General features: G+C 56.6%; 21 protein-coding genes. 19 read left to right on the top strand and 2 right to left on the bottom strand.

Translation table 11 applies throughout. The features are described from left to right. The first annotated feature begins 18 nt into the window (after positions 1-18). The 5 genes from VHAB30_RS20175 to tatC all read left to right on the top strand — a co-directional run bounded on the left by VHAB30_RS20175 (position 19) and on the right by tatC (position 2,444). Positions 19-408, top strand: a complete 390-nt coding sequence (locus tag VHAB30_RS20175) for a DUF4870 family protein (RefSeq protein WP_056572726.1) — start codon at positions 19-21, stop codon at positions 406-408. Beyond that, positions 398-757: a histidine triad nucleotide-binding protein gene (locus tag VHAB30_RS20170; protein WP_159278421.1), complete on the top strand. Its 360-nt coding sequence runs from the start codon at positions 398-400 to the stop codon at positions 755-757. The genes VHAB30_RS20175 and VHAB30_RS20170 overlap by 11 nt, the downstream gene beginning before the upstream one ends. 65 nt (positions 758-822) lie before the next feature. Further along, a complete protein-coding gene (tatA, locus tag VHAB30_RS20165; protein ID WP_159278420.1) occupies positions 823-1,071 on the top strand; it encodes a Sec-independent protein translocase subunit TatA in 249 nt (82 codons plus the stop codon). 19 nt (positions 1,072-1,090) lie between these two features. Beyond that, on the top strand, positions 1,091-1,552 hold the full coding sequence (gene tatB / locus VHAB30_RS20160; RefSeq protein ID WP_062471652.1) for a Sec-independent protein translocase protein TatB: 462 nt from the start codon (positions 1,091-1,093) through the stop codon (positions 1,550-1,552). A gap of 73 nt (positions 1,553-1,625) precedes the next feature. Continuing rightward, positions 1,626-2,444 (top strand): twin-arginine translocase subunit TatC, encoded by an 819-nt coding sequence (gene tatC / locus VHAB30_RS20155; RefSeq protein ID WP_159278419.1) that lies wholly within the window; start codon positions 1,626-1,628, stop codon positions 2,442-2,444. A gap of 101 nt (positions 2,445-2,545) precedes the next feature. Here the strand turns inward: tatC and VHAB30_RS20150 are convergent, their stop codons facing one another. After that, positions 2,546-3,706 (bottom strand): S1C family serine protease, encoded by a 1,161-nt coding sequence (locus VHAB30_RS20150; RefSeq protein ID WP_062473641.1) that lies wholly within the window; start codon positions 3,704-3,706, stop codon positions 2,546-2,548. Between the two features lie 292 nt (positions 3,707-3,998). Here VHAB30_RS20150 and VHAB30_RS20145 point away from each other — a divergent pair, with 292 nt between their 5' ends. From VHAB30_RS20145 to pdxA, 3 genes are read left to right on the top strand one after another with little or no spacing between them, the layout of a single operon-like run. Beyond that, entirely contained in the window at positions 3,999-5,351 is a 1,353-nt protein-coding gene (locus tag VHAB30_RS20145; protein ID WP_159278418.1) for an MFS transporter, read from the top strand. Further along, positions 5,348-6,121 carry a Nif3-like dinuclear metal center hexameric protein gene (locus tag VHAB30_RS20140; protein ID WP_062473645.1) on the top strand — a complete coding sequence of 258 codons (774 nt, stop codon included), beginning with the start codon at positions 5,348-5,350 and terminating at the stop codon, positions 6,119-6,121. The genes VHAB30_RS20145 and VHAB30_RS20140 overlap by 4 nt, the downstream gene beginning before the upstream one ends. Further along, a complete protein-coding gene (pdxA, locus tag VHAB30_RS20135; RefSeq protein WP_159278417.1) occupies positions 6,118-7,158 on the top strand; it encodes a 4-hydroxythreonine-4-phosphate dehydrogenase PdxA in 1,041 nt (346 codons plus the stop codon). The genes VHAB30_RS20140 and pdxA overlap by 4 nt, the downstream gene beginning before the upstream one ends. A 22-nt stretch (positions 7,159-7,180) precedes the next feature. On the opposite strand, the gene mscL is transcribed toward pdxA, so the two are convergent. Next, complete coding sequence (mscL, locus tag VHAB30_RS20130) at positions 7,181-7,612, bottom strand: large conductance mechanosensitive channel protein MscL (RefSeq protein WP_062473649.1); 432 nt, start codon at positions 7,610-7,612, stop codon at positions 7,181-7,183. A 750-nt stretch (positions 7,613-8,362) separates the two neighbouring features. Here mscL and VHAB30_RS20125 point away from each other — a divergent pair. From VHAB30_RS20125 to VHAB30_RS20075, 11 genes are all read left to right on the top strand, one after another. Beyond that, positions 8,363-9,436, top strand: coding sequence for a polysaccharide biosynthesis/export family protein (locus VHAB30_RS20125; protein ID WP_082818073.1), 1,074 nt, complete (start codon positions 8,363-8,365; stop codon positions 9,434-9,436). Between the two features lie 139 nt (positions 9,437-9,575). Beyond that, a complete protein-coding gene (tviB, locus tag VHAB30_RS20120) occupies positions 9,576-10,877 on the top strand; it encodes a Vi polysaccharide biosynthesis UDP-N-acetylglucosamine C-6 dehydrogenase TviB (protein ID WP_159278416.1) in 1,302 nt (433 codons plus the stop codon). A gap of 32 nt (positions 10,878-10,909) precedes the next feature. Beyond that, on the top strand, positions 10,910-11,857 hold the full coding sequence (locus VHAB30_RS20115; protein ID WP_159278415.1) for a Gfo/Idh/MocA family protein: 948 nt from the start codon (positions 10,910-10,912) through the stop codon (positions 11,855-11,857). Between the two features lie 17 nt (positions 11,858-11,874). Continuing rightward, positions 11,875-12,465, top strand: coding sequence for an acyltransferase (locus VHAB30_RS20110; protein ID WP_159278414.1), 591 nt, complete (start codon positions 11,875-11,877; stop codon positions 12,463-12,465). After that, the gene (locus VHAB30_RS20105) at positions 12,462-13,571 is read left to right on the top strand and encodes a DegT/DnrJ/EryC1/StrS family aminotransferase (protein WP_159278413.1); all 1,110 of its coding nucleotides are present in this window, start codon (positions 12,462-12,464) and stop codon (positions 13,569-13,571) included. The genes VHAB30_RS20110 and VHAB30_RS20105 overlap by 4 nt, the downstream gene beginning before the upstream one ends. A gap of 97 nt (positions 13,572-13,668) precedes the next feature. Continuing rightward, the gene (locus VHAB30_RS20100) at positions 13,669-15,096 is read left to right on the top strand and encodes a lipopolysaccharide biosynthesis protein (RefSeq protein WP_159278412.1); all 1,428 of its coding nucleotides are present in this window, start codon (positions 13,669-13,671) and stop codon (positions 15,094-15,096) included. 58 nt (positions 15,097-15,154) lie between these two features. Then, positions 15,155-16,849: an asparagine synthase-related protein gene (locus VHAB30_RS20095; protein WP_159278411.1), complete on the top strand. Its 1,695-nt coding sequence runs from the start codon at positions 15,155-15,157 to the stop codon at positions 16,847-16,849. Beyond that, the gene (wecB, locus tag VHAB30_RS20090) at positions 16,846-17,916 is read left to right on the top strand and encodes a non-hydrolyzing UDP-N-acetylglucosamine 2-epimerase (protein WP_159278410.1); all 1,071 of its coding nucleotides are present in this window, start codon (positions 16,846-16,848) and stop codon (positions 17,914-17,916) included. The genes VHAB30_RS20095 and wecB overlap by 4 nt, the downstream gene beginning before the upstream one ends. A gap of 240 nt (positions 17,917-18,156) precedes the next feature. Continuing rightward, positions 18,157-19,275, top strand: a complete 1,119-nt coding sequence (locus tag VHAB30_RS20085; RefSeq protein WP_159278409.1) for a glycosyltransferase family protein — start codon at positions 18,157-18,159, stop codon at positions 19,273-19,275. Between the two features lie 10 nt (positions 19,276-19,285). Beyond that, positions 19,286-20,035 (top strand): glycosyltransferase, encoded by a 750-nt coding sequence (locus VHAB30_RS20080; RefSeq protein WP_159278408.1) that lies wholly within the window; start codon positions 19,286-19,288, stop codon positions 20,033-20,035. Between the two features lie 650 nt (positions 20,036-20,685). After that, a complete protein-coding gene (locus tag VHAB30_RS20075; protein ID WP_216850746.1) occupies positions 20,686-22,008 on the top strand; it encodes a hypothetical protein in 1,323 nt (440 codons plus the stop codon). Positions 22,009-22,062 lie beyond the last annotated feature (54 nt).

The raw sequence follows: 22,062 nt of genomic DNA, 5'->3' as shown, positions 1-22,062 counted from the left end.
ATTGAAAGGGCATCGACCATGGCCAATGACATCGTGAACGTGGAACCCGACGACTCCCTCAAGACCTGGGGCTGGGTCAGCTACGTGCTGCACCTGATCGTGGCCATCGGCGCGGTCGTGCCGGGCGCACAGGCCTCCGTGCTGCTGCTGCTCATCGCCCTCCTGATCGATTTCGTGAAGCGCGACGACGCGGCCGGCACCTGGCAGGCCTCGCACTTCAGCTGGCGCATCCGCTCGGTGCTGTGGGCCGGCCTGCTGTACATCGTCACCTCGTGGCTCTGGCTGCTGCTGTTCGTGCCGGGCTGGATCGCCTGGAGCCTGATTTCGCTGTGGTTCCTCTACCGGATCGTGAAAGGCATGATCCGGATGAACGACGGCCGTCCCATGGAACCCAAAGATGTCATCTGATCCGAACTGCGTCTTCTGCAAAATCATCGAAGGCAAGATCCCCTCGCGCAAGGTCTACGAAGACGACGACCTGTTCGGTTTCCACGACATCGCCCCCTGGGCGCCCGTGCATTTCATGCTGGTGCCCAAGAAGCACATCGCCTCGATGGCGCAGCTCACGCCCGAGGATTCGGCGCTCATGGGCAAGATCATGACGCTGGCCCCCCAGCTGGCGCTGGAGCAGGGCTGCCGGCCCTATCCGGACGGCGGCTACCGGGTCGTCGTGAACACCGGCACCGAGGGCGGGCAGGAGGTTCACCATCTCCATGTGCACGTCATGGGCGGCCCCCGGCCCTGGCTTCGCGGCTGAGCAGGGTTAAGCCAAACTGTCACATTCCCCCCGACTAAAATCGGACACATTCTTAGGAGTTCTCCATGGGTTCTTTTTCCATCTGGCACTGGCTGATCGTGCTGCTCGTCGTGGTCATGATCTTCGGCACCAAGAAGCTGCGGAACATGGGTTCGGATCTCGGTGGCGCCGTCAAGGGCTTCAAGGACGGCATGAAGGACGGCTCGGCCTCCCCTGACGCCTCCGCTGCACCGACCCCCACGCAGCAAGTGACCGGCCAGCCGGCCAACAGCGACAAGTCGACGATCGACGTCGAAGCGCGCCAGAAGTCCTGAGCACCGCAGGCACACATCCGTGATCGACCTCGGCATTGAGAAGCTGGCGCTCATCGGCGTCGTGGCGCTGATCGTGATCGGGCCGGAGAAGCTGCCGCGCGTTGCACGCACGGTGGGCGCCCTGCTCGGCAAGGCACAGCGCTACGTGAACGACGTCAAGGCCGAAGTCAACCGTTCCATGGAGCTCGACGAGCTCCGCAAGATGAAGACCACGGTCGAGGACGCGGCGCGCGACGTGGAGCACAGCATCCACACCGGCGCCAGCGAGTTCGAGAAGCAGTTTTCCGGCGCGTCCGGCGACACCCTGTCGGCACTGGCCGAGCCCGAGCAGGCGGTGCCCGAATACAGGCATCCCCGCAAGAACTGGCGCCTGAAGCAGGGCGCCACGCCGAATTGGTACAAGGCGCGCAACGGCGTGCGCACCAAGGCGCTGTCGGGCGCGGCGCGGGTCGCCCGCTTCCGCCCCCACAAGATCAACTGACGTACGCGCGCACGCCCTGCGGCGTTCCCGGGCGCCCCGTGCGCCTGTGTCTCCCACGCTTTCTCCTTTCCCCATGGCCGATTCCGACAACAAGAACAAAGAAGAAGACGAGCTGGCGGGCACCGAGCAGCCGTTCGTGCAGCACCTGGTCGAGCTACGCGACCGGCTGCTGTACTGCGTCTATGGCCTCGCGGTCGCGGGCATCCTGCTGGCGATCTGGCCCGGTCCGGGCGGGCTGATGGACATCATCGCCATGCCGATCCGTGCGCACATGCCGCCGGACGCCAAGCTGATCGCCATCGGCGTGTTCTCGCCGTTCTTCGTGCCGCTCAAGGTGCTGATGATGGCGGCCGTGCTGCTGGCGCTGCCCTGGCTCATGTACCAGGCCTGGATGTTCGTCGCGCCGGGCCTGTACAGCCACGAGAAGCGCTTCGCCTTGCCGCTGATCTTCTTCGGCAGCGTGCTGGCCTACGGCGGCATCGCCTTCGTGCAGCTGTTCGTGCTGGACAAGATGTTCGGCTTCATCCAGAAGTTCACGCCCGCGGCGGTGGCGGCCACGCCCGACATCTCGTCGTACGTGGAGGCCATCCTGTCGCTGTACATCGCCTTCGGCGTCGCCTTCCAGGTGCCGATCGTGGTGATGCTGCTAGTGCGCTTCGAGATGGTCACCATCGAGAAGCTGCGCTCGTTCCGCGGCTACTTCATCGTGATCGCCTTCGTGGTGGCCGCGGTGCTCACGCCGCCCGACGTGGTCTCGCAACTCGCGCTGGCGGTGCCGATGTGCCTGCTGTACGAGGTGGGGATCATCGGGGCGCGCTATTTCGCAGGAACGGGCAAGGCGCCCGAGAGTGAAGAAGAGGGCGCGGGTTCGGGGTCTTCCGGCAGTTCCTGATCCCCCGGATCGATCGGCTCCTGCCCCCCAAAACAAAAGCGGCCCGAGGGCCGCTTTTTTTTGCTGTCCGATCTGCGGCCGGAGCCGCTGTCGTTTCCCGCCTATTCGTTGTTGGGCAACTGCTGCCGGATCGGACTCTTCGGTCGCAGTCCTGGCGTCACGTCCAGTTCCATCTTGTCGGTGCCGCGCTGCAGCGCGAAGCGTGCTGTGTCGCCTGGCTTGAGGCCGGCGACGGCGGTCAGCAGGGCCTGCACGCTGTCGGTCTTCTTCTCACCCACCGAGGTGATCACGTCGCCCGGGCGGATGCCGGCCTTGGCGGCGGGGCCGTTCTGCAGCACGCCGGTGATGATCACGCCCGCGTCGGCCTTCACGCCAAAGGTCTCGGCCAGTTCGGGCGACAGGTCGCTCGGCTCGACGCCGATCCAGCCGCGGCGCACCTGGCCTTCCTTCACGATGCCCTCGAGCACGATCTTGGCCATCGACACCGGGATGGCGAAGCCGATGCCCATGCTGCCGCCCGAGCGCGAGTAGATGGCGGTGTTGATGCCCTGCAGGTTGCCGTTGACGTCGATCAGCGCGCCGCCCGAGTTGCCGGGGTTGATGGCCGCGTCGGTCTGGATGAAGTTCTCGAACTGGTTGATCCCCAGCTGGTTGCGGCCCAGCGCCGAGACGATGCCGCTGGTCACGGTCTGGCCCACGCCGAAGGGGTTGCCGATGGCCAGCACCTGGTCGCCCACCAGCAGCTCGTCGGAGTTGCCCAGCACGATCACCGGCAGCTTGTCGAGCTCGATCTTGAGCACGGCCAGGTCGGTGTCGGGGTCGGTGCCGATCACCTTGCCGCGCGCGTGGCGGCTGTCGTTCAGGGTGACCTCGATTTCGTCGGCGCCCTCGACCACGTGGTTGTTGGTGAGGATGTAGCCGTCGGTGCTCACGATGACGCCGCTGCCCAGGCCCACCTGGGGCTGGTCGGCCTGGTCTCCGAAGAAGAAGCGGAACCAGGGGTCGTTGCTGCGCGGGTGGCGCTGCGCGGCCTTGCTGGTGTTGATGCTCACGACCGCCGGCGAGGCCTTCTTGGCCGCCGCGCTCAGGCTGCCCGCGGCGGGCACGGCCGGCGCGCCGCTGGGCGCTTCCACGATGGACACCACGCCGCCCAGCGAGGTCGAGCGCTTGTGGATCCACTCGGGCTTGAGCGTCGCGACGACGAAGTAGGCCGCCAGCAGGACGGTCACGGCTTGGGCAAAGAGCAGCCAGGTGCGTTTCATGAAAGCTTGAAGAAAGAGCGTTGGAAAAGCGCTGAAAGACGGCGCCGGTTGCAATTGTCCCTCAACCGGCCTCGCGCCATAGACCGCGCGGCAGGGTCGAGATTGCGCGGCCTTCGGGGCGTGAATACGGGCTAACCCTTAGTATCGGCAGGCGATCCGACCCGGATCGCCCCCTCAGGCCTTCCGCGCCGCCCACCAGGCGGACGCGGCCAGGCGATCCTTTCGTCGGCGTGCCACGCTCTGCCCCTATCCGGTTCAAGGCAGGCGAGCGGCCACGATACCCCTGCCTGCCATGACCTCAGAAGCTACCTACACGGACGGCACCGCGCCCGCTCCGGCGCGCACGCTCGATGCGCGCGACTACAAGACCCTGGCCCTGTCCGCACTCGGCGGCACGCTCGAGTTCTACGATTTCGTCATCTACGTCTTCTTCGCGACCGTGTTGGGCGCGCTGTTCTTCCCCGTCGACATGCCCGACTGGCTGCGCCAGCTGCAGACCTTCGGCATCTTCGCGGCGGGCTACCTCGCGCGGCCCGTGGGTGGCATCGTCATCGCGCACTTCGGCGACCTGCTGGGGCGCAAGCGCATGTTCACGCTGTCGATCTTCCTGATGGCGGCGCCCACGCTGGTGATCGGCCTCTTGCCCACTTACGCGAGCATCGGCGTCGCGGCACCCCTGCTGCTGCTGGCCATGCGCGTGCTGCAGGGCGCAGCCATCGGCGGCGAAATGCCCGGCGCCTGGGTGTTCGTGGGCGAGCACGTGCCGGCCAAGCGCTACGGCTTCGGCATCGGCACGCTGACCTCGGGCATCACCGGCGGCATCCTGCTGGGCTCGCTGGTGGCGGTGGCCATCAACCGCTACTACGGGCCCGAGCAGGTGCACGACTTCGCCTGGCGCATTCCCTTCATCCTGGGCGGCGTGTTCGGGCTGTTCTCGGTGTACCTGCGCCGCTTCCTGCACGAGACGCCGGTCTTCAAGGAGCTGGCCGGCCGCAAGACGGTCGCCCGCGAGCTGCCGCTGCGCACCGTGCTGCGCGAGCACCGCCTGGCGAGCGTGTACGTGGGGCTGCAGACCTGGGTGCTGTCGGCCGCGATCGTCGTGGTGGTGCTGTACACGCCCACCTACCTGCAGAAGGTGCACCACATTCCGGCGGCGCTGGCGCTCGAGGCCAACGCACTCGCCACGCTGACCCTGACCATCGGCTGCGTGATCGTCGGCTGGGCCAGCGACCGCATCGGCACGCGCGCCGTGATGCTCATCGGCTGGGGCGGCCTCTTTGCCACCGCCTACCTGTTCTACACCGGGCTGCCCGGCACGCCGGCCACGCTGTTCTGGCACTACGGGCTGGTGGGTCTGTTCGTGGGCACCATCGCCACGGTGCCGATCGCGGGCGTGCGCGCCTTTCCGGCGCCGGTGCGCTTCACGGGGCTTTCGTTCGCCTACAACATGTCTTATGCCGTCTTCGGCGGCCTGACGCCGGTGATCCTCACGCTCTGGCTGCAGCACGACACCATGGCGCCGGCGCACTACGTCGCCGCGCTGGCGGCGCTGGGCTTCCTGCTGGCCCTGTGGCCCCTGGCCGCACGCGGCCACCCGATGCGCGATGGCGCGCCGGCCGCAGGGAGCGCGACAATGTCGCGATGAGCACCACACGCCACGAACTGCTTCACGCATTCGACCTGCTGCTGGCCCCCGGGCGCTTCAAGGATTACGGACCCAACGGCCTGCAGGTCGAAGGGCGCACCGTGGTCCGCAAGATCGTCTCGGGCGTGACCGCCAGCCGCGCGCTGATCGAGGCCGCGATCCACGCCGAGGCCGATGCCATCTTCGTCCACCACGGCCTGTTCTGGCGCGGCCAGGACGGCTGCGTCACCGGCTGGATGAAGCAGCGCCTGGGCCTGCTGCTGGGCGACGACGTCAACCTCTTCGCCTACCACCTGCCGCTCGACGCGCACCCCGAGCTGGGTAACAACGCGCAACTCGGTCTGCAGCTGGGGCTCGTGGCGCACCCGGGGTCGGCCGGCCGCTTCGGCGAACAGGAGCTGGGCTTTCTGGGCGCGCGCGAAAACGGCGAGAACTTCGCCAGCGCCAAGGCCCTGGCGACCCATGTCGAGAAGGTGCTGAAACGGCCCGTCACGCTGGTCGACACGGCCCATCGCCCGATCAAGAACATCGCGTGGTGCACGGGCGGTGCCCAGGGCTACTTCGAGGCCGCCATTGCGGCCGGCGCCGACGCCTTCATCACCGGCGAGATTTCCGAGCCGCAGGCGCACTACGCCCGCGAGCTGGGCGTGGCCTTCCTGGCCTGCGGCCACCACGCCACCGAGCGCTACGGCGCGCAGGCCGTGGCCGCCCATGTGGCGGCCCAGCTCGGGCTGAAGCACGAATTCATCGACATCGACAACCCCGCATGAAGGCGCCGATCGCGATCACGCTCGGCGACCCGGCCGGCATCGGCCCCGAGATCATTGCCAAGGCCTTCCGCGACGCGCCCGACGCCGTGCGCGGTGCGTTCGTGGCCGGCGACGTCGGCACGCTGCGAAAAGCCTCGCAGGCGCTCGCGGCGCCGGGGCGGCTGGGGTGGCCTGTCGTGGAGATCGCCAGCGTCGCTGAAGTGGTTGCCGTGCCGCCGGGGTGCATCCCGGTGCTGCAGGTGATCGCGCCGCCGCAGGGCATCGTGCAGGGGCGCATCAGCGCCGAAGCCGGCTGCGCCGCCGGCGACTGTGTGGTGTGGGCTGCGCGCGCCGCATTGCGCGGCGAGATCTCGGCCCTCGTCACCGCACCGCTGCACAAGGAAGCGCTGGCCGCGGCCGGCTTTCCGTACCCCGGCCACACCGAGCTGCTGCAGGCCGAGGCCGCCGCCCATCTGGGCCGCACCGTGGCCGACGTGCCCGTGCGCATGATGCTGGCCAACGACGAGCTGCGCACCGTGCTCGTGAGCATCCACATGTCGCTGCGCGACGCCATCGAGGCCGTGCGCTTCGACGGCGTGCTGGACACGCTGCGCATCACCCACCGCGCCTTGACCCATGCCCTCGGGCGGCCGCCGCGCATCGGCGTGGCCGGGCTCAACCCGCACGCGGGCGAGGGCGGCCTGTTCGGTTCGGAAGAGCGCACCGTCATCGCGCCGGCCATCGAGGCCGCGCGCGCCGAGGGCATCGACGCCCACGGGCCCCATGCGCCCGACACCGTTTTCATGCGCGCGCGCGCCAAGGCCGGCGTGCCGTCCAGCGGCGAGTTCGACGTGGTGATCGCGATGTACCACGACCAGGGCCTGATCCCGGTCAAGTACCTCGGGGTGGAGAAGGGCGTGAACGTGACGCTCGGGCTGCCGCTGGTGCGCACCAGCCCGGATCACGGCACGGCGTTCGACATTGCGGGCCAGGGTGTGGCTGATGCCTCGAGCCTTGTCGAGGCGCTGCGCATGGCGCGAACGCTGGCCGGCGTCTGAGCGCGCGGCCAGTAAGAAAAGCTCAGGGGCGCTTCAGGCTGTCGCGGATTTCGCGCAGCAGCGTGATGTCTTCCGGCGTGGCGGCCGGCGCTGCGGGCGCGGCCTCTTCGGTCTTGCGCAGCTTGTTGATCTGCTTGACCATGATGAAGATGATGAAGGCGAGGATCACGAAATTGACCGCAATCGTGATGAAGTTGCCATACGCCAGCACCGGCACGCCGGCCTTCTTCAACTCCGCCAGCGTGTTCGTCACGCCCGGCGGCACCGTGCCCAGGATCACGTAGAGGTTCGAGAAGTCGAGCTTCCCGAACACCATGCCCACGAGCGGCATGATGATGTCGGCCACGAGCGAGTCGACGATCTTGCCGAACGCCGCCCCGATGATCACGCCGACGGCGAGGTCGATGACGTTGCCCTTGACGGCAAACTCCTTGAATTCGCTGAGGATGCTCATGATTCAGAAAGGGTGCTGAAGACCTGCTGTTGAAAGGGGTGCCAGTATGCCTGCGGAAGCGGGAGGGCAAGACGGCGGCGCGGCGGGTGTGCTGGACTGCAACTGAGGCATGACCGCTGGCGGCTCCTGCCCGGAACGGACGGAGGGTACCCAGTCTCCGTAGCCAAACCTTGCCGACTACGCTTTGGAACGTCTTGTTTCCAATTTCGCGGGATGGGTAGAACCGGCCGGATACGTCGTGTTTTGCTCTCGAAAAGAAGGCAAAACGGCGCAGTGCGGGCATTCCGGAAGCATCCTGGAACGCAGGCAAAGCCCCATTGACAGTGCACTGCACTGGTACGATGAGAGGGGAGCAGTGGGGAGCGGCCGCGCGAAATCGACCTTCAAGACTTCTGTCTGTCAGAGCGCATTCGCCCTGGGTGCGCCAGATTCTTGCGTGACCCTGCGATGAATTCTGCACCTTTGTTGCCTGAATTTGCCAGTTTCAGCGCGACTATAGCTGTTCAAATTTTTACATAAATGGTGCCGCGTAGTGGCGGCGATCACAAGTGTTTGAAAAAGAAGCGCGATACAAGAGAGCGGATGTGCGAGCCTCGCATGCCTCCGGGAATTGCCGTTCTATCGCCGCTTCGTTGTTGATACGACTGACTGACTTTCAAGGGACCTGAATTGAGAAGAGATGCGAAAGCCCTCGCGTGGGTAGCGCTTGCCGGCGCGGTATTGCTCCAGGGCTGTGCCGTGGTGCCCGGCATGGGTTCTGTGGAGCCTTACGAAGCGGGCGGCGAGTTGCCGTCGCAGTTCCGCTACCTTCCTGATGAAGCGCCTGAGGGCGAAATCACTCCGATCTCGCTGGCGCTGGTGCGTACGCTGGCGGAGGTGTCGCCCAAGGGCGTGCCGCCTGAGGTGCAGGCCTTGTTTGGCAAGGGCGCGCGCTACACCATTGGGTCGGGCGACGTCGTGGGCGTCATCGTGTACGACCACCCTGAGCTGCTGCCCAATGCGGGTGCTGTGATTTCGCAGTCGGCCGACCCGACTGGTGTGCAGGTGGCGCCAGGCTTCATCGTCGATGCGGATGGTGAGATTGCCTTTCCCTACATAGGTCGCGTGCGCGTGGCAGGGCTGAGCGAAGGCGACGCTTCTGACCTGATCGGAAAGCTGCTGCGGCCGCATGTTCGCGATCCGCAGGTGACGGTGCGTATCCAGTCCTTCCGAAGCCGTCGCGCTTATGTGGAAGGCGAAGTGCGCGTTCCGGGGTCTCAGATCTTCACTGATGTGCCCATGACGCTGAACGAGGCAATCAACCGTGCCGGTGGCATGACGGCCAATGCCAATCGCGCGGCCGTCACGCTCATTCGCGATGGCCGCTCAGTCCCGATCGACATGACCCGGCTGCGTGAGGCCGGCTACGACGGGAACAACATCCCCCTGAAGAACGGCGATACCGTTCGTGTGGCGCACCGGGAAGACTCCAAGGTCTTCGTGATGGGCGAAATCATGGCGCCTGTCGCTCTGTCCATGCGCAGCAACGGGCGTTTGAGCCTCAGCGAGGCCTTGGGCGAGGCGGGTGGTCCGATGACGACCACCTCCAACGCCGGCCAGATCTATGTGATTCGCCAAGGCGCGACCGGCGCGCCGGCCATCTTCCATCTGAACGCCAAGAACCCGGCGACGATGGCTCTAGCCAGCCAGTTCCGGTTGCAGTCGCAGGACGTCGTGTATGTCGACCCGGTGCCGCTGGTCAAGTGGAACCGCGTGGTCAGTCTGATCCTGCCGTCGGCACAGGTGGTCAACAACGCCAGCGAGGTTTACGTCAGACATCGCTAATTGAGTCTGACCCGGGCCGAGTTTTTGAGGTTTGCGTCACGGGTCTGACTGCTCTTGAAGTCAGCAGCCGCGAATGCGGTGTGGCGGCATGACTCTTGATCGAGTCTGTCGCCAATTTTTCGTCTCCAGTGCTTTCAATATGCAAGTCATTCAATCAACTCAACCTATCGCGATCATCGGCCTTGGCTACGTGGGCCTTCCCCTCGCTGTGGAGTTTGGCAAGAAGCGTCGGGTGGTCGGCTTCGATATCAATGCCAAACGCATCACGGAACTGCAGGGTGGACACGATCACACGCTCGAAACCACCAGCGAAGAGTTGAAGGCTGCGACGCAGCTGGCATTCACGTCGCATGCCGATGATTTGCGTGACTGTGCTGTCTTTATCGTGACCGTGCCTACGCCTATCGACAATGCGAACCGTCCCGATCTGACGCCGCTGGTCAAGGCCAGCGAAACCGTCGGCAAGGTCATGTCGAAGGGGGCGATCGTCATCTTCGAATCAACGGTCTATCCCGGTGCGACAGAAGAAGTGTGTGTGCCCGTGTTGGAAAAATTCAGCGGCAAGAAATTCAATGTCGATTTCTTCTGTGGCTACAGCCCGGAGCGGATCAACCCCGGCGATAAGGTCAATACGCTCACCAAGATCAAGAAAATCACGAGTGGCAGCACGCCCGAGGTGGCCGATGTTGTGGATGCGCTCTACAACGAGATCATCACCGCCGGCACGCACAAGGCCGCCAGCATCAAGGTGGCCGAGGCCGCCAAGGTGATCGAGAACACACAGCGTGACCTGAACATCGCGCTAGTCAATGAGCTGTCCGTGATCTTCGAGCGCCTGGGCATCGACACGCTCGACGTGCTCGAGGCCGCAGGAAGCAAGTGGAATTTTCTGCCCTTCCGCCCGGGCCTTGTGGGGGGGCACTGCATTGGTGTGGACCCGTACTACCTCACGCACAAGGCGGAACAGGTCGGCTATCACCCTCAGGTGATACTGGCCGGGCGCCGCATCAACGACAACATGGCGCGCTACGTGGCCCGCAACACTATCAAGCTGATGCTGAAGAACAGCATGGACGTGCCGCGCTGCCGCATCGGCGTGCTGGGCATCACTTTCAAAGAAAACTGCCCCGACATCCGCAACAGCAAGATCGTTGATATGGTTCGCGAGTTCGAGGCATGGGGCGCTTCCGTAGAAATTGTGGACCCATGGGCGGACGCTGAAGAGGTGACCCGTGAGTACGGCCTTCAACTTGGCCGGGTTGATGTGGACCACCCGGTTGATGCCCTCGTGGTCGCTGTAGGTCACAACGAGTATCGCGGCGCGACGCTGACTGAGCTACGTGCTTTATGCCGAGGCAAGCAGCCCGTGCTGGTCGACGTCAAGAGCCTGTTCAACGCGCAGGATGCCCGTGACAGCGGCTTCTCCGTGTTCCGCCTGTAAGCCATTTCCCGTTTCCCCGTTTCTTCCCCAATATGAAAAACTTTGCCCTCATTGGCGCTGCCGGTTACATCGCTCCGCGCCACATGCGCGCCATCAAGGACACCGACAACCATCTGGCGGTGGCCTACGATATCAACGATTCGGTCGGCGTCATCGACAGCATTTCGCCGCAGAGCGAGTTCTTCACCGAGTTCGAGCGCTTCTACGAACACGCGCAGCAGCTCAAGCGCAACCCCGCGACCGCGCTGGACTATGTGTCGATCTGCAGCCCCAACTACCTGCACCATCCGCACATCGCGGCGGGCCTGCGCCTGGGTTGCGACGTGATCTGCGAGAAGCCCCTGGTGCCCACGCCCGACCTCGTCGACGAACTGCAGCGTGTTGAAAAGGAAACCGGCAAGCGCGTCTTCAACATCCTGCAGCTGCGTCATCACGAAGCCATCCTGAAGTTGCGCGACAAGGTGGCAGCGGCGCCCGCGGACACTAAGTTTGACGTCGAACTGACCTACATCACCTCTCGCGGCAAGTGGTACATGGAAAGCTGGAAGGGCGACAACCGCAAATCGTTCGGCGTGGCGACCAACATCGGCGTGCACTTCTACGACATGCTGCACTTCATCTTCGGCAAGCTGCAGCGCAACGTGGTGCACTACAGCGGCACGGCCAAGGCGGCGGGCTACCTTGAATACGAACGCGCGCGCGTGCGCTGGTTCCTGTCCATCGACGCCAACGATCTGCCGGCCGATGTGAAAGGCAAGAAGACCACCTTCCGCAACATCGACATCAGCGGGGAGAAGCTCGAGTTTTCGGAAGGCTTCACCGACCTGCACACGGTGAGCTACAAGGAGATTCTGGCCGGCCGTGGCTATGGCCTCGAGGATGCGCGCCACTGCATCGAAACCGTGAACGTGATCCGCAGCGCCACGCCCGTTCAAGGCGAGCAGGGTGAAGTGCATCCGTTCGTGCGGCATCTCGCCTGACGCACCGCGAGACCGGCATGGCATACAACGCCCACCCCACCGCAATCGTCGACGAGGGCGCCCGCATCGGCGACGGCACCCGCATCTGGCACTGGGTGCACGTCAGCGCACAGGCGTCGATCGGCGAAGGCTGTTCGCTGGGCCAGAACGTCTACGTCGGCAACGACGTAACCATCGGCCACAACGTCAAGATCCAGAACAACGTCAGCGTCTATGACGCGGTGACCCTGGAAGACGACGTGTTCTGCGGGCCGAGCATGGTTTTCACCAATGTCTACAACCCGCGCTCGGCCGTCACGCGCAAGGACGAATACCGCCGCACCCTCGTGAAGCGCGGCGCGACGCTGGGGGCCAATTGCACCATCGTCTGCGGCAACACCGTAGGCGAATACGCCTTTGTCGGCGCCGGCGCCGTGATCAACAAGAACGTGCCGGCCTATGCACTCATGGTCGGCGTGCCCGCCAGACAGATCGGCTGGATGAGCGAGTTCGGCGAGCAACTCGCGTTGCCGCTGAAAGGCACAGCAGAAGCCATTTGCGCGCACACCGGCGCGCGCTACGTACTCGACGGCAATGCCGTGACCAAGTTGGATGCCAAGACGCCATGATCGAATTCATCGACCTCAAGACCCAGCAAGCCCGCATCAAGGACCAGATAGATGCCGCCATTCAGCGCGTGTTGGCGCATGGTCAATACATTCTCGGCCCTGAAGTCGCCGAATTGGAGGAGAAGCTGGCTGCCTACACGGGCGCCAAGCATTGCATCACCGTGGCCAACGGCACGGATGCTTTGCAGATCGCTCAAATGGCACTGGGCATCGGCCCTGGTGATGAAGTCATCACACCTGGCTTCACCTACATTGCGACTGCCGAAACGGTGGCGCTGTTGGGTGCCAAGCCTGTATACGTGGACATCGATCCGCGCACCTATAACCTGGATCCGGCGCTGTTGGAGGCTGCGATTACTCCGCGAACTAAGGCCATCGTTCCGGTGAGCCTGTACGGCCAGTGCGCCGACTTCGACGTTATTAACGCCATCGCAGTTCGGTACGGCATTCCAGTGATCGAAGATGCGGCGCAAAGTTTTGGCGCCACCTACAAGGGGCGCAAGAGTGGCAACCTGAGCACTGTTGCCTGCGCGAGCTTCTTCCCTAGCAAGCCGTTGGGGTGTTATGGCGACGGCGGAGCGATCTTCACCAACAACGACGAGCTAGCCAAGGTAATGCGGCAGATTGCCCGGCATGGGCAAGACCGTCGCTACCACCATATTCGTGTGGGCGTCAACAGCCGCTTGGATACTCTGCAAGCGGCAATCCTATTGCAAAAGATGGAGATTTTTGAAGAAGAAATCTCGCTGCGCCAGATTGTAGCAAAAAAATACGAATCGATGCTGCCTGAAATAGGGGTTCAAGATGTTCCATATATTGAAAGCCATAATATTAGCGCATATGCGCAATACACAATTAGGGTTTTAAATCGAAATCCATTGCAACGACAGCTTGATATCTCAGGCATTCCAACTGCAATTCACTACCCTACTCCATTAAACCTGCAGCCTGCTGTGGCAAACCTCAATCTTCAATTGCCTAGGGGCGATACGGCTGCTCAGCAAGTTCTGAGTTTGCCCTTTCATCCATATTTGACAGAAAAATCGCAAGAACTAATTGTCGAATCACTTGGGAGGGCGCTACTCAAAGCTAATATGGAAGTGTGACCTGATTTTTTGAGGGGGTAAAAAGGCTGGCAATAATGCCAACTGACCTTGAATTTTGGTGGGAGGTCTTGCCAAACTTATTTAACCGTGAACCGATATGGTAAAGAATAACAAATTTATCCGCGGCGTGGTTGCGTTAGTTGCAGGCGCCGCAGGGTCACAACTATTAGCAATACTTGTCGCCCCCGCTTTAACAAGAATATTTACTCCTGAGGACTTTGGAGTCTTGGCCATTTATGCAGGGCTGCTAGGTATTTTTACCGTGGTGGCGAGCCTGCGGTTTGAATTGGCAATTCCTTTGCCTGAAGATGATCAAGAGGCCGTTTCTATAGTTGTCCTCTGCGCGTTGCTCGTCACGATTATTGCGGGATTGAGCGCGATTGTCGTAGGTTTCTTTGGGGATGCGGCTTCCCGGATGTTGGATGCCCCTTCGCTTTCAAAATACTTATGGCTTTTTCCCTTTGGCGTGTTTTTTTCTGGAATTTATCAAACGCTGAATTATTGGGCCATTCGAAAAAAGGAGTTTCAATCTATTGCGACAGGCCGCGTTTTGCAGGTGGCAAGTACGTTGTCCGTTCAATTGTTTGGCTTCAAATTTGGATCTCTAGCTTTGATCGGCGGGCAAGTTATAGGGCAGGCCGTTGGGGGAGGAACTCTTTGTAGGAAGTCTTCAAAAAATATCAATTTTTTACAAGCAAAATTTTCGAACATCCCGTTGATTGTTTATCGGTATAGGCAATTTCCTCTCTACTCCACATGGGCGGCGTTGTTAAATGCAGCCGGCAGTCAAATTCCCCCATTAATGCTAGCCGCACTATTTGGCCCCATAGCTGCAGGGCTATACGCACTCGCGCAGCGCGTGCTAATGTTGCCAATGTCGGTGATTGGTTCGGCCATTGGAAGTGTTTTTCTTTCAAATGCAGCTGAAGCCTATCGAACGGGGGAAATCGCCGGCATCATGGCTCGTGTTCATGGACAGCTAACAAAAATTGCGGCGGCTCCCGCATTGGTTTTGATGGTGGCTGGACCCGAATTGTTCGGGTTCGTGTTTGGCCCCGAATGGCGCCAAGCTGGATTCTTTGCTCAATGGATGGCGCCGTGGTTGTATTTTGTATTCGTCACCTCCCCGCTTAGCACTTTGTTCGAGGTCATGGAAAAACAAAAGCAGCATCTGCTCTTTCATGTTGTCTTACTCCTCGTCCGCGCGGGCGCAATAGCTATAGGTGCGTGGCAGGAAAATCTAGAGATGGCCATAGCACTTTTTTCCACTGGCAGCGCTATATGTTGGGTTTGGATGTTGTTTTGGCTCAACAAAATTCTCAAAAATGAATGGGGGCCGTTGATTCGATCCACTCTTCGCTCATTTGGATGGGGGGGCTTTTGTCTGCTTCCACTGATAGGCGGAATGGCGACTTCAAAGAGCATCTCGGCATTCATCCTTTCCTTAGCCGTCACTACAATTTTTATTCTTGCCTACTACTTCGTGAATTTTAAAAATGGATTTACTTCCGAGCAATCTAAGTAGTCTGCATGAAATTATATGAAGTTGTGCGCCTTTTTTGACGATGGAGTAAGGTAATCCCATGCACGTTTTAAACCTAAGAAGCGGAGGCGATAGCTGGGTTATCGCAAACGGCATCTTTTTCAAAGGACATTTCTTTGATAAGTGTGGGAGATTTTATAGGGCTAGCGAAGCATGTGGTTATTTTTCAAATTTCAATAATGCCGCCGAAATTATCGCAAAAATAAAAGAAGCGAACGGTTCCTTTGCGTTGATGATCAAGGCTAAGGGGATGAATCTCATCGCCGTTGATCGACTTAGATCAATTCCCCTTTTCTATTCCGCTGGTAGCGAATTTTTGGTCAGCGATGACCCTCGCGAAGTTGTCGAGAATTTAAAAGAAACTCCAAAACCGCTTCTCAGGTCGCTCGACGAATATATGTTGAGTGGCTTTACGATCGGGGCGTCCACCTTGCTGGAAGGGGTTTTTCAATTAAGACCAGGGGAAATAATCTTCGAAGCGGAAGGATTTAAAGAAAAAGGATTGAAGTCAATTCAATACTACGATCATAAAAATCCCATAGTTGAGATCTCAGAAGATGAAGTGGAATTTGATCGGCTCGATAAAATTAGTGAAAGATGGCTTAATCGCTTAATCACTTCACTAGAAGGGCGTCAATTAGTCATCCCGTTGAGTGGGGGGTACGACTCACGATATATCGCGGCACTAGTGGCGAAGGCAGGCTACAAAAATACAGTTGCCTATACCTATGGAACCATTTCGAGCCCTGAGGTCTCCCGCTCAAAGATAATTGCAGAGCGACTCGGAATGCAATGGCATTTTGTTGAATACACAGAGGAGAAGTACAAGGATTTTTTGAATTCTAGGAAGCACGCAGATTATTTAAATTACTCGCATTTGTGCTCCTCTACGCCACATTACCAAGAGTTCATCGCACTGAACGAGCTGATTTCGCTTGGCATCATTCAAGAGGGAGCCGTCGTTGCTCCCGGGTTTTGTGGGGATTTTTTGGGTGGAAGCTATGTTCCGTTTGAAGCCAAGATTGGTCGAGAGGATTTGCTGCTGCGCAAGGGACTGCTCAATCATGTCGTTGATTCCCAGCTGTATCTAAAAATACCTTTTTTCGATGAAATCCCTGATGAGGTGATAGAGCACATATTAGAGGAGTTGATTCGAATTGATCCGAATTGTGGAAGATTGAATGCCCAGGAAATAATTCAATGCAACGACGCATTTTTTGCTCAGCATAAAATTGCAAAATATGTTGTAAATTCTTTGCGGGTTTATGAATATTTTGGGCTGCGCTGGAGAATGCCTCTTTGGGATAACGAATTGATGGAGTATTGGTATTCTGTGCCCTACCGATTTCGAGGAAAATCGGGTTTATACAATCGTTATTTGGAAGTGAGAGTGTTTCCTCCATTGGGTATTTCAATGTCTCGTCCCGGAGGGGGGAGGCTAACAAGGATTTTGGAGAAAATTTACAAGCTCTCGCTTCCGGATAAATGGGTTTTTAGAACTGTTGCAATATTTAAGGTGGCACTCGAATTCCTTGCTCGTCGAGACTCTACCGCGTTTGATATTCCCAGAGATTTTTATTACGCTGATCTGCGTACTTCTGACCTGAGGCGAACAAATAATTTCGTTGCGATTTTTACGCGCTGGATGGTGTTGAAAAAATACTCAGCTGAAATTTCGTCCTTGAGAGTAAAGAAAAAAAAGACTAAGCCCTCCTTCCAAGCGAGTCATCAATGAAAATTCTCACAGTAATAGGTGCTAGACCTCAGTTCATCAAAGCGTCAGTTATTTCTCGCGCTTTAAGTTCGATGCATTCAAATGTTCAAGAGGTCCTGGTTCACACAGGCCAGCATTACGACGCCAATATGTCGGATGTTTTCTTTACGGAGCTTGGTATACCTTGTCCGACTCACAACTTGGGCATTGGAGGTGGAACCCATGGTGAGAATACCGGTCGGATGCTTGAGAAATTGGAAGCCTTAATGCTGTTGGAAAGGCCCGACAGAGTTCTTGTTTATGGGGACACCGATAGCACTTTGGCAGGAAGTCTGGCTGCCTCAAAGCTTCACATTCCGGTGGCCCACGTTGAGGCTGGGTTGCGATCCTTTAATAGAAAAATGCCAGAAGAGATAAATCGAGTTCTTACTGATCATCTTTCATCGCTATTGTTCGCGCCAACTGATCGTGCCTGCTCAAATTTAATTAAAGAAGGGGTCGCAAAGGAGGCAATCCATCGAACAGGCGATGTTATGTATGATGTCGCGTTGCTTTTTAAAGAGCATGCTAAAAAACCTGACTGGTTTGATCAAGCCGAGCTGAGGAAAGATGCCTTTGCTTTGTGCACAATTCATCGCGCGGAAAATACGGACAGCCCTCAAAATTTGAAAGAAATATTAAAAGGGTTGGATAGCGAGAATGTGAAATTCGTTCTGCCGCTTCATCCTCGAACTCGGCTGAAGCTTCAAAAAATCGGCGCGCCATTGCCTTCAAACGTTCATGTGACGGAACCTGTCGGATATTTGGAAATGATGTGGCTTGAGGCTAATTCAAAATTTATCGTCACTGACTCTGGTGGGGTTCAAAAAGAGGCCTACTTCCATAGGAAATTTTGCATTACGCTAAGAGAGGAAACGGAATGGATGGAGTTGGTCGAACACCAAGTTAATACTCTAGTAGGGGCAGATTCCAAGAGGATCTCAGACGCAATTGATGGCGACACATCTTTTCAATCAGATGCTGAGCTATATGGGGATGGACTTAGTGCTGTAAGAATATCGAAAATCCTTACAGGCGACTTCCTCTGAGGAAAGGTCGATGACGCTCATCTCGGTTTCCTGTCTCCCTCGACTTACTTGCAAGAGCAGTAGATATTGAAATATTATTGCGATCTAATTTTGGCCGAACGATTTTTTCGATTTGGGCGAGCGGTCTTTGAGACTAAGTATTAATTTTTTTTGGTTTTCTATTCCCCAGAGGCCATGCGAGGGTTAACGATCGGTGGTCTAAGAAATCCTGGTGAATCTTAGCTTTAACTTGCGTAAGACATGAAGGTATTACATTCCGCTTTAATGCTCAATCCTTCTTCAGGGATTATTAATCAAATGAGATGGGAGCAGCTCGCCGCGGAAGCACTCGAGATTGATTGGACTGTCAAGATTTTCTCCCTTCCTCACAAATCTCTAAGCGCGGGAATTTTCGAATTCTCTGTGAAGGTTTTGCCTGGCGAAAGAAGAAATCTCCTTCGAAGAGCTCGTGATTACATGAGTTTTCGAAGGGAATATTATGCTTGGCTAAAAGCCGAGTCTAAAAAATACGACGTAATTTTATTGCGATACAGCACGTCGGACCCTTTTTTGCATGCCTTTATTTCTGGTTGTCAAAAACCCGTCTATTTGGTGCATCACACTCTTGAGCTCTCTGAGCTGCGGGCAATGGGTGGAGTGGCGAATAAGTTTCGTATAGGGTTAGAACGCATTTGTAGAGCACGTAACCACGAAGCATCTTCGGGATTTATCGGTGTCACAAAAGAAATACTACAGCATCGCCCTAAGATAAAGGCGGGGGATAGGCCTAATTTCTGCTACCCGAATGGCGTGATGGTGGAGGATTTTGCTGTCTCTCGCCGGGAAGTTGAAAAATCGAAAAATCAGGTGGCTGTGCTTATCTTTGTCGCTAGCCAATTTAGCCGTTGGCATGGCTTGGATTTATTGCTGGATAGTATCGAAAAATCGAAGGCTGACTTTGTACTGCATATCGCCGGGCATCTTGAAGAAAAGGATCGCATTAGAGCAGAAAATGATAGGCGGATTTTTTTGCATGGACACGTGACAAAAAAGAAATTGGAGGACCTGATTTCCGTGGCGGAAGTTGGATTATCTTCATTTGCTCTTCATCGAAATGGAATGAAAGAAGCGTGTCCGCTGAAAAGCAGAGAATATTTGGCCCAGGGATTGGCGATCTATGGCGGGCATAGAGACATCTTTCCAGAGGGTTGTGTTTTTTATAAGGAAGGCCGACCTGATATTGCTGCGATTCTGGAATTTCGAGACCAGATAGTCCAGATGGATCGTGGCGATATTTTAAATCAGGCCCGTCCTTATATTGAGAAGAAGAAACTCCTGCTGGAGTTAAGTGCGTGGCTGACAGCGACTGCTTTGAAATAAGGGTTGTCCGATGGAGAAGTTCTCTTTTCTCATGTGTGTTAATAGAAAAGGTCCTTTCTTGGCGGCTGCCATTGAAAGCGTTCTTGAGCAGACATGCACTGATTTTTCGTTTTTTATTGTTGCAAATAATTGCGATGACGAGTTGTGGGATTTTTTGGCTAGCTACGAAGATTCTCGATTGAGTCTGCATAGAACGTCGATCGGGCAGCTGGCCTTTAATTTGAATTTCGGCGTTAATTTGATAAAAGATGGCTACATTCTGCGAATTGATGCGGATGACGTTTGCCTTCCTGATAGGCTGGCTATTACAAAAAAATATTTAAGAGAGTTAAATTATCCCGACGTACTCGGAGGGGCGGCTATCTTGATCAATGAGCAAGATGAGGAGATTGGGGTTTCGCAATTTCCTTGTGACAATCGCGGAATTCGATCTGGCCTTTGGCGTAGAAATCCGATGATCCATCCGGCCTGTGCAATTAGCGCAAAGTCGATTATCGCTCTTCGAGGCTATTTGGGAGGGTTTATGTCTGAGGACTACGACCTCTGGCTTAGGGCGTCGACGGATAGAGGTTTTATTTTTCGAAATATTGATCAGCCTCTTATAAGGTACAGAATTGGTGGTGATCAGGCGCGAGGCAACCCTTTGGGCTACGCGGAGGTCGCCGGTTTTATGCTTCGAGAATTTCTTTTAAGAGGCGAGGGGAAGTTCTTTCTTGCGACATTGCTAGCGATCTTCAAGAGGTATTTCCGCGCCAAGTAGGCTTGTGCAATAAGGGTGCTTGCGCCGCGACTCGTGATACTGGGAGGCGGGTCAGTATCACGGCCGCGAGGAGTTGCGGTCCGCCACGCACGCGCGAAGGACGAGAGGAGCCTTGAGAAGTTGTTTTCCAGGGAAATAGAAAGCCCCATGTGACGGTCGTATTGCTATAGCGCACGAATCCATCCAGTCTCGTGTCGGACGCGGTATGGTGCCCACACCGCTGAACTCTCGAATGGTGGATTGCTGATCAGAGCCCTGCGGTCGTGGTGAAGGCTGTGTTCGCCCTGCATGTGATTCGGTAGGGGGCCGAATTTTTTGAAAGGCGGGACTTGCGAATAGGCGGAGAGGCTGGAAGCAGTCCCTGTGTGGTGTACCAAAAAGTTGACACCGTGTAATACAGAAAACTGTCAAGAGTAAGGCAGTTGGAACTCAATTGAGAAGCGACAGGTGATAAGGGCCACGTCGATTAGAGCTTTCGGCGCCTATTTACTGCAGGGTGAAGGCCCATCTCCTTGTTCTTGTTCGTCTGGCACGCAGTATCAAATGCATGCGATCTTGAAGTTTTCCTAAAACTTCGATTGGCGGCGGGATTTTCTAATTAACTAGTACTTAACATTGTGCGCCTCTTATTGATTTTTTCTCTCCTCTTGATGGTGATTTATTTATTTCGCGCCTGTTTAAAGGGGACTATATTTGAGTTTTCTTTGAAGAGAAATAGATTTGGCGGCGTACTCATTGGGCGGGAAATCTTCCTTTTGGTGCTGCTTGGAGCTTTTTTATACGAGATCTTCGGGCCTTACGCTTTCAATACATTTTATATAACCGAAAGATCGATAGAAGAGACTACGCCGATAGTGATGATCGCGGCTTCACTACTTTTTCTCGCCATCGGATTTTTTTCTAAGACGATTTTTAAAAAATATTTGCTCTTCGGAAAATCTATTCGTGAGGAAACTCTCGTTGAATCAAGGAACTTCATTTGGCTTTTACATTCCTCGGCCATTTTGACGCTCTTCTTGGTGGCAGTCGTGCATGGTTTCGGCGCAAAACATGCCTTCATAGCCAATTTGTCTTCGGGATTAGATCTTCTTCAAATTCGACTAGAGAATAAATACGAGATATCGGCACCTTCGTTTGCGATTGGGTACATGCGATTTTCCTATACATTGCTCGCGATACTGCTGGGGTTGATAGGTGAGAAAATTGGGAGAAGCAGATGGTGTCTTTATATGTTTTTGATTGTTTACTCGGCCACCCTGCAGGGAGATAAGGCGCCTCTTGTTGCTATGCTGATCCTGTATTTTTTGGGGCGGTTGACGAATTCAAAAATGAATCCTCGGAAGGTTCTCCTTGCTGCACCATTTTTAGTTCTTGGCCCTCTTCTGTTGATTTATTTTGTGACGAAAATACAATTTCCGACCCTTGATGAAGTCGAGATCGTTTTGTATTTGGTTGAGCGGTTAGGGGTCGGGCAAATTCAAGGTGCGTATGAGCAATTTTCTTTGCGGTTGCATGATTTTTCTTACATCATAAATGAGATTCCATTTTCGGGAATGATTTTCAATCGAGAATCCTTTTCTAAAGACCTCATGATGCTGACAGGCGGCTATGGAATGTATCTGCAAGATATTGGCGTGATGAATTCGTTTTTCATTGGTGAGGCGCTCGCAATTGGTGGAGAAGGTTTGATCTATATCTCGCCGTTCCTTGTTGCTTTTAATTATTGCCTTATTGCCTACATTGCAATCTTTTTCTTTGCTCGAATTTTTAGAGTTGGGATTTCAAATTCAAAAAAATGTACCTCGCTGCTTATCCCAACGCTGGCGGTATTCACCGGAGATTTCGGCGGACTCTTGGTCTTTAAGAAATTGATCGCGATAGTTGGATTTTTGATGGTTGTTTTTTTTGTATATCGAATGGCTTTGCAATTCTTTGGCGGACGTTCGGTTAGGGATGGAGTAGCGAGAGGATAGACTAATAGGGGAACTTGGTAGTTGTTGATTGGGATTTATCCTTTAGAGTTTTTG

Source organism: Variovorax boronicumulans, assembly GCF_009811375.1.
GTDB classification, from domain to species: Bacteria; Pseudomonadota; Gammaproteobacteria; order Burkholderiales; family Burkholderiaceae_C; genus Variovorax; species Variovorax boronicumulans.
Note: the sequence above shows the minus strand (reverse complement) of the source record. Positions and strands in the feature narration are given on the sequence as shown.